Below are 8163 nucleotides of genomic sequence, written 5' to 3'. Positions count from 1 at the left end.
ACCATTCTTAGTCTTCTCAGATAAAACTCTGAAAGAATTTTGTCGTCATTTACCAACAACGGATAGAGAATTCTTACAAATTAGTGGAGTTGGGGAGAAAAAACTAGAAACTTATGGAGAAGCCTTTATGAAAGTCATTCGTGAGTATAAATCATAAAGATTTTATATACTAAAATGCTTAAATTATTTGCATTTTTAGAGTACCTTTGGTATAGTATCTTATAAATTCAACATCTCCATAAGGGAGTAACTTGCAACGAAAGTTGTGGTAATATCAACAACAAGTGAACCTGTTTCGCTGGTATTATCTTAATTAGTGAGACTTATGCTATTTTCAAGTCCTTGAAGTAGTATAAGTCTTTTTTTATGGGGATAAAAAATATAAAGGAGTGTCGACTTTGACAAAACAAGCCGCATACACACAAACGGAAGAACAAGTTCTTTCAAGTGTACAATCTACTAAAGAAGGGTTAACTTCTGATCAAGCAAAAGAACGTTTAGAAAAATACGGTCCGAATGCTTTACAAGCAGGAGAAAAGACAACAGTACTGCAAAAATTTATTAATCAGTTTAAAGACTTCATGATTATTGTCTTACTTGCAGCAGCAGTTATCTCATTTTTTGCCCATGAAGGAGCTCCAGATCCAACGGATGCCATTGTAATTTTAGCCGTTGTTATCTTAAATGCAATTGTAGGGGTCATCCAAGAATCAAAAGCAGAAGAAGCAATTGAGGCATTACAAAAAATGGCTTCTCCAGTTGCAACAGTTTTACGTGATGGTGAACATCTTCATGTAAAAGGGGAAGAAATTGTAGTCGGAGATATCGTGATTTTAGAAGCAGGAGATGTCGTTCCTGCCGATATGCGATTATTAGAAGTCAATACGATTAAAATCGAAGAAGCTGCCTTAACAGGGGAATCAGTTCCAGTAGAAAAAGATTTAGTCATTCCTGAAGGGGAAGATGTTGGTATTGGTGACCGTTCAAATATGGCATTTGCGAGTACAAATGTGACTTATGGACGTGCATTAGGGGTTGTTACTGCAACAGGTATGGATACTGAAGTTGGTAAAATTGCCCATATGTTAGCCAACACGGAAGAAAGTAAAACTCCATTACAAGAAAACCAAGATGCTTTAGGTAAATGGTTAACGATTATGATTTTAGTCATTGCCGTTATCATTTTCGGAATTGGTTTAATTCGTGGATATGAATGGACGCATATGTTATTAACAGCCATTGCTATTGCGGTTGCGGCGATTCCAGAAGGTTTACCTGCTATTTCAACGATTATTTTAGCATTAGGAACTCAAAAAATGGCAAGCCGTCATGCATTAGTTCGTAAATTGCCAGCCGTTGAAACTTTAGGTGGTGTAGAAGTTATCTGTTCAGATAAAACAGGTACGTTAACATTGAACCAAATGACTGTTGAAAAAATGGTATTTAATAATGAAATTCATGATGCACATGAAGACATGAACGAATCAATTTCTGCACTTCGTATGATGAATTTAGCAAATGATACTAAATTTTCTGAAGAAAAATTAATTGGGGATCCAACTGAAACAGCAATGGTTCAATTTGGATTAGATAAAGGGTATGATGTACGTGTTGATTTAGAAAAACATCCACGTGTAGCGGAAGTGCCATTTGATTCAACTCGTAAAATAATGTCAACGATTCATCAATTAGAAGATGGAAACTATTTAGTAGCGGCAAAAGGTGCTCCAGATATGTTACTTGAAAAAGTAACTCATATTGAAGAACACGGACAAGTTCGCCCAATGACTCAAGAAGACCGTGATACATTAGCTCGCTTAAATAAAGAAATGGCGACTCAAGCTTTGCGTGTATTAGCAATTGCTTATAAATACATTGACCAAGTTCCAGAAACAATGGATTCAGAATCAGTTGAGTTCGACTTTGTATTTGCAGGATTAGTCGGAATGATTGATCCTGAGAGAAAAGAAGCAGCTTTAGCGATTCAAGTGGCAAAAGAAGCAGGCATTCGTACAGTGATGATTACAGGTGACCACCGTGATACAGCTCAAGCAATTGCAAAACGTTTAGGAATTTTACGTCCTGATCAAGAAGATGGTGTCTTAACAGGTGCTGAATTAAATGAAATTTCTGATGAAGAATTAGCTCGTACGATTGAAGATTACTCAGTATATGCTCGTGTATCTCCAGAGCATAAAGTTCGTATTGTAAAAGCATGGCAAGCAGATGGAAAAGTTGTTTCAATGACAGGTGATGGTGTCAATGATGCTCCATCTCTAAAACAAGCAGATATCGGTGTAGGAATGGGTATTACTGGTACTGAAGTGTCTAAAGGTGCTAGTGATATGGTTCTTGCAGATGATAACTTTGAAACAATCGTTGTTGCAATAGAAGAAGGACGTAAAGTATTCTCGAATATTCAAAAAGCAGTTCAATATTTATTATCTGCAAACTTCGGGGAAGTAATGACTTTATTTATTGCCACAATGGCTGGTTGGTCAATTCTTGAACCAATTCATATTTTATGGATTAACTTAGTAACAGACGTATTCCCAGCGATTACTTTGGGAATGGAAGATGCAGAAGCAGATATTATGAAACATCCACCTCGTGGAAAGAGTTCTAATTTCTTGTCAAATGGGGTATTACCAAGTATTTACTATCAAGGTTTCTTTGAAGGTGGAGTTACTTTATTCGTCTATTGGTATGCGACTCATGTAGCTGGTTGGGGAGTTCCAACTGGTGAAACAATGGCATTTGCAAGTTTAGGTTTAACTCAGTTATTCCACGCATTCAACGTGAAATCTGTTTATAAATCATTAGCAACGGTTGGAGCGTTTAAAAATAAAATGTTCAATATTGCGATTGTTGTGTCTGCGTTAATGTTATTATCTGTTTTAGTTGTTCCTGGTTTAACGACTGTGTTTAGTGTAACAGTGTTGAATTTAGAACAATGGTTAATTGTGTTAGCAGCGGCATTCTCAATTGTTCCGTTCGTTGAAATTGCAAAAGCAATTATGAGAGGAATGGGCTTGGACCAAGACTAAATAAAGAATTTTTAAAAACACTTTTAATATAGCTAGGACGCCAGCAAACCTTCGGTTTCATGGCTAAATTTTGAGCCTGTAGTCTCAAAATTTCCTGTGATAGAGTCTACTTTGCAGATTCTATCACTTCAGCTATGTTAAAAGTGTTTTTGTTTATGGGTCATAAGGAGTAGTTGCGTTTAAGATGTTTTTTGATAATAGACTTATCTATAGTTGCTTAGGACATCAGAAGTAATTATGGAAAGTCTATTTTTTTGTAAAATCTCTCACTTTTATAGCCTGTAAATGTTGATATGGTAGAAATATAGTTTTTAACTTTAACAACTAGTAAAAAGAAACAATGCTGAAATCGGTCAAATTTCGTTGACCCGACTGTAATAATTCGGTATAGTACCACTTGTATCACGTGACATTTAGAAAAACAAAAGTGGGGAATATAAATGAAATTAAGAAATTTATTTTTAACAGCAGTTGCTGCAGTGATATTAGCAGCTTGCGGAAATCAAACAAGTAAACAAGAAACAACAAAAGAAACTAAACCAGCAGAACACGTTAAAGTTGCCGTTGTAGGTAGTGCAGCTCATGAAATCTGGGATTTCGTTGCTGAAAAAGCGAAAAAAGAAAACATTGACTTAGAAGTTGTAGAAATGAACGACTATGTATTACCGAATACAGCATTAGAAGAAGGGTCTGTACAATTAAATGCCTTCCAACACCGTGCTTATTTAGCACAATGGAACAAAGATAAAGGTTCAGATATTAAAGAAATCGGAACAACATTTATCGTGCCATTATATTACTTCTCAACAAAATATAAATCATTAAAAGATTTACCTGAAAATGCAAAAGTATTAGTACCAAAAGAAGTAGCCATCCAAGGTCGTGCTTTAGTAGCATTAGAAACAGAAGGATTAATTACATTAAAAGATGGAGTAGGAACAAAAGCCTCTCTAGCTGATATTACAAGCAATCCACGTAATTTAGAAATTATTGAAGCAGAATCAGCACAAGCACCTCGTTTATTACAAGATGTAGATGCAGCTTCAATTAATGGTTCAATGGCTCAAGATGCAGGATTAAAAGTAGAAGATTATATCTTCACAGATGCTGATCACTTAGATACAATTCCAAAAGATCGTTTCAATATCATTGCTGCAAATGCAAAAGATGCTGATAATCCAACATACAAAAAAATTGTATCATTATTCCAAGCAGATGATGTAGCGAAGAAAATGAATGAAATTGGACCAGGACAATATTTCCCAGTGTGGAACGCAGAAAAATAGTCATCTCTCTCCAAACGAACAACTTTCACCGTTAAAGGTGTCAGTTGTTCGTTTTATTTTACTTTTAAAGGGTAATATTTAGGTTGGGAATACACCGTTATTGAAAAACACGTACATTTATTTAAGAAGTATATAAAAATATACGTATTTTATATTGATTTTCTACCGATAATGAAGTATACTTACCTCATTCTTAATAAAAAACAAAAAGGAGCTAGAAACTTCATGGAAAATTTCTTTAAATTAAAAGAAAATAACACAACTTTTGGGACGGAACTTTTAGCAGGGCTTACGACATTTTTTGCAATGTCTTATATCATCTTTGTAAACCCTAGTATTTTAAGTCAAACAGGTATGCCATTCCAGGCAGTATTCCTATCTACTATTATTGCTTCAGTTGTAAGTACATTAGTAATGGGTCTATTTGCAAATGTACCTTATGCATTAGCACCAGGGATGGGATTAAATGCATTCTTTACATTTACAGTAGTATTTGGTTTAGGTTTTTCTTGGCAAGAAGCATTAGCAATGGTATTTATTTGTGGATTATTAAATATTTTCATTACAGTAACAAAAATTCGTAAAATGATTATCCAAGCAATTCCAGTTAGTATGCAACATGCAATTGGTGGAGGAATTGGGGTATTCGTAGCATATATCGGATTGAAAAATGCAAACTTATTAAGTTTCTTAACAGATGCTAAAACAATTACAACTATTAATAATCAACCGTTTCAAGCAACTACAGAAGCGTTTAAAGGTGGAATTTTCTCTGTTACCTCTAATGGTGGTGTAGTTCCTTCATTAGTGAACTTTACTCAAAGTGATGCATTATTGGCATTAATTGGATTGTTCATTACTGTGATTTTAGTCATTAAAAATGTTCGTGGTGCAATCTTAATTGGAATTATTGCTACAACTTTATTAGCAATTCCAATGGGTGTGGTTGATTTATCAACAGTGAATTGGTCTCAAAATTCATTAGCTTCAGCATTCTCAGATTTACAAGTAACATTATTTGCAGCATTTGGCCCTGATGGAATGGGTAAATTGTTCTCAAACCCTGCGAAATTACCATTAGTATTAATGACAATTTTCGCATTTAGTTTATCGGATACATTCGATACATTAGGAACATTTATTGGAACAGGTCGTAAGACAGGAATCTTCTCAGCAGAAGACGAAAGAATGTTAGAAGAAGGTTCAGGTTTCTCTTCTAAAATGGATAAAGCTTTATTTGCAGATGCGATTGGAACTTCAATCGGGGCAGTTTTCGGAACAAGTAATACAACAACTTATGTAGAAAGTGCAGCAGGTATCGGAGCAGGTGGTCGTACTGGGTTAACAGCTGTAACTACAGCAGTATTATTAGCAGCTTCAGCATTATTAGCACCATTTGTAGGAATCGTACCTGCAGCAGCAACAGCTCCAGCGCTAATTATTGTAGGGGTTATGATGTTATCATCTTTTGCAGATGTTCAATGGGATCATTTAGAAGAAGCAGTCCCAGCATTCTTTGCGGGAATCTTTATGGCGCTTTGCTACAGCATTTCATATGGAATTGCAGCAGGTTTCATCTTCTACTGCTTCATTAAAACATTAACAGGCAAATCTAAAGAAGTTCACCCAATTTTATGGGTAGCGACAGGATTGTTCATTTTGAACTTCATTATTTTAGCCATTATTTAGCTTTTCCCTTATATCTTTTCTCCCAAAGAGGTAAAACGAAGTTACGATTTTAGTAACTTCGTTTTGCTTTATAAAAGTTTTTTTAAAAAGATTAAGAAAATGAAAAGAAATGGTTGGAATTTATTTTATTTCAAACATTTTATAAAAAGCTATGCTATAATGTTCTAGAATACAAAAGAAAGGAATTGAAGTATGATTACATTAAAATCAAATCGTGAAATTGAAGCGATGAATGAGTCGGGTGCTTTATTAGCCTCTATTCACGTTGCATTACGAGACTTTATTAAACCGGGAATAACAACTTGGGAGATTAATGAATTTGTTCAAAAGAAAATTGAAGAAGCGGGTGGCTCAGCTCCTCAAATCGGATATGAAGGATATAAATATGCCACTTGTACAAGTATTAATAACGAAATCTGTCATGGATTCCCTCGTCGTAAACCATTGAAATCAGGAGATTTAGTAAAAGTTGATTTCTGTGTAGATTTAAAAGGAGCTTTATCAGATTCTTGTTGGAGTTATATTGTTGGAGAATCTACTCCAGAATTAGAACGTTTATATGAAGTGACAAAAAAAGCATTATATTTAGGAATCCAACAAGCACAAGTGGGAAATCGTATTGGGGATATTGGTCATGCGATTCAAACTTATGTAGAAAAAGAAGGGTTCTCAGTTGTTCGTGAATTTATCGGACATGGAATTGGACCAACGATTCATGAAAGTCCATCTGTTCCTCACTATGGTGAGCCTGGAAAAGGTCTTCGCTTAAAAGAAGGAATGGTTATTACAATCGAACCAATGGTGAATACTGGAACATGGAAATCAGAAATGGAAAGTAATGGTTGGACAGCTCACACATTAGATGGTGGATTAAGTTGCCAATTTGAACATACATTAGCGATTACAAAAGATGGTCCACGTATTTTAACATTACAACCAGATCATACAGAAGACGTATTATAAAAGTATAAGGAGGAATAGCAATGGCTATTTTAGTTGCAGGGGGAGCAGGTTATATCGGTTCTCATACAGTAGTAGAATTAGATAAAGCGGGGTATGAAGTTGTTATTTTAGATGATTTTTCTAATAGTTCACCTGAAGTATTAAAACGATTAACAACGATTACAGGAAAAGAATTTCCATTTTATGAAGGATCTATTTTAGATCATGACTTTTTAACAGAAGTATTCTCAAAAGAAAAAATTGATTGTGTCATTCAGTTTGCAGGTTTCAAAGCAGTGGGAGAATCAGTAGTGAAACCGTTAGAATATTATCATAATAATATTACAGGTACATTAGTGTTATTAGATGTTATGAGAAACTTCGGAGTGAAAAATATTGTTTTCAGTTCAAGTGCAACGGTTTATGGAATGAATAATACAGTACCATTTAAAGAAGAAATGCCAACAAGTGCAACAAATCCTTATGGATATACAAAAGTGATGCTAGAACAAATTTTAAATGATGTTGCTTTTTCTGATAAAGAATGGTCTGTAACGAACTTACGTTATTTCAATCCAATTGGCGCTCATGAAAGTGGCTTAATTGGGGAAAATCCAAATGGAGTCCCAAATAACTTAATGCCATATATTACACAAGTAGCAGTTGGTAAATTACCACAATTAAGCGTGTTTGGAGATGACTATGATACACATGATGGAACAGGGGTTCGAGACTATATTCACGTAGTGGATTTAGCAAGAGGACATGTTCTTGCAGTGAAAGATAATATCGGAAACCCAGGGGCAAAAGTGTATAACTTAGGAACTGGAATTGGCTATAGTGTATTAGACTTAGTTCATGCATTTATTAAAGAGAATAATGTTGATATTCCATATAAAATTTGTCCACGCCGTCCTGGAGATATTGCGACTTGTTATGCAGATGCAACAAGAGCAAAAGAAGTTTTAGGTTGGGTTGCTGAAAAAGACTTAAACGACATGGTTCGTGATTCTTGGAATTGGCAAAAAAATAATCCTCAAGGGTACTAAAATTTAAAATAAAATGAAGAGAGAAATCCTGTTAGCTTAAATGATGCTAGCAGGATTTTTTGATAGTGAAAATTGTAATATATATGTAATATAAATTGTTAGGGTATCATACATTTGTGACAAAAAAGAATAAAAAAAAGAGAACCAATG

At 34.6% G+C, this 8163-nt stretch carries 6 protein-coding genes; all 6 read left to right on the top strand.

Translation table 11 applies throughout. The features are described 5' to 3' along the window. Nucleotides 1-157, top strand: a 157-nt coding sequence (locus RWR88_RS08015) for an HRDC domain-containing protein (protein WP_314451692.1), incomplete at its 5' end; no start/stop codon positions are given. Between the two features lie 232 nt (nt 158-389). Further along, on the top strand, nt 390-3047 hold the full coding sequence (locus RWR88_RS08010) for a cation-translocating P-type ATPase (RefSeq protein ID WP_314451690.1): 2658 nt from the start codon (nt 390-392) through the stop codon (nt 3045-3047). A 440-nt stretch (nt 3048-3487) separates the two neighbouring features. Further along, the gene (locus tag RWR88_RS08005) at nt 3488-4333 is read left to right on the top strand and encodes a MetQ/NlpA family ABC transporter substrate-binding protein (protein ID WP_314451688.1); all 846 of its coding nucleotides are present in this window, start codon (nt 3488-3490) and stop codon (nt 4331-4333) included. A 225-nt stretch (nt 4334-4558) separates the two neighbouring features. After that, on the top strand, nt 4559-6022 hold the full coding sequence (locus RWR88_RS08000; RefSeq protein ID WP_314451686.1) for an NCS2 family permease: 1464 nt from the start codon (nt 4559-4561) through the stop codon (nt 6020-6022). Nucleotides 6023-6214: 192 nt separating this feature from the next. Next, nucleotides 6215-6985 (top strand): type I methionyl aminopeptidase, encoded by a 771-nt coding sequence (gene map / locus RWR88_RS07995; RefSeq protein ID WP_314451685.1) that lies wholly within the window; start codon nt 6215-6217, stop codon nt 6983-6985. Nucleotides 6986-7005: 20 nt separating this feature from the next. Then, complete coding sequence (gene galE / locus RWR88_RS07990) at nt 7006-8013, top strand: UDP-glucose 4-epimerase GalE (RefSeq protein ID WP_314348905.1); 1008 nt, start codon at nt 7006-7008, stop codon at nt 8011-8013. The last annotated feature ends 150 nt before the right edge of the window (nt 8014-8163 follow it).

This window comes from uncultured Granulicatella sp., assembly GCF_963528195.1.
GTDB lineage: Bacteria > Bacillota > Bacilli > Lactobacillales > Aerococcaceae > Granulicatella.
The sequence above is the reverse complement of the archived record's forward strand: the minus strand, read 5'-3'. Positions and strand labels throughout refer to the sequence as shown.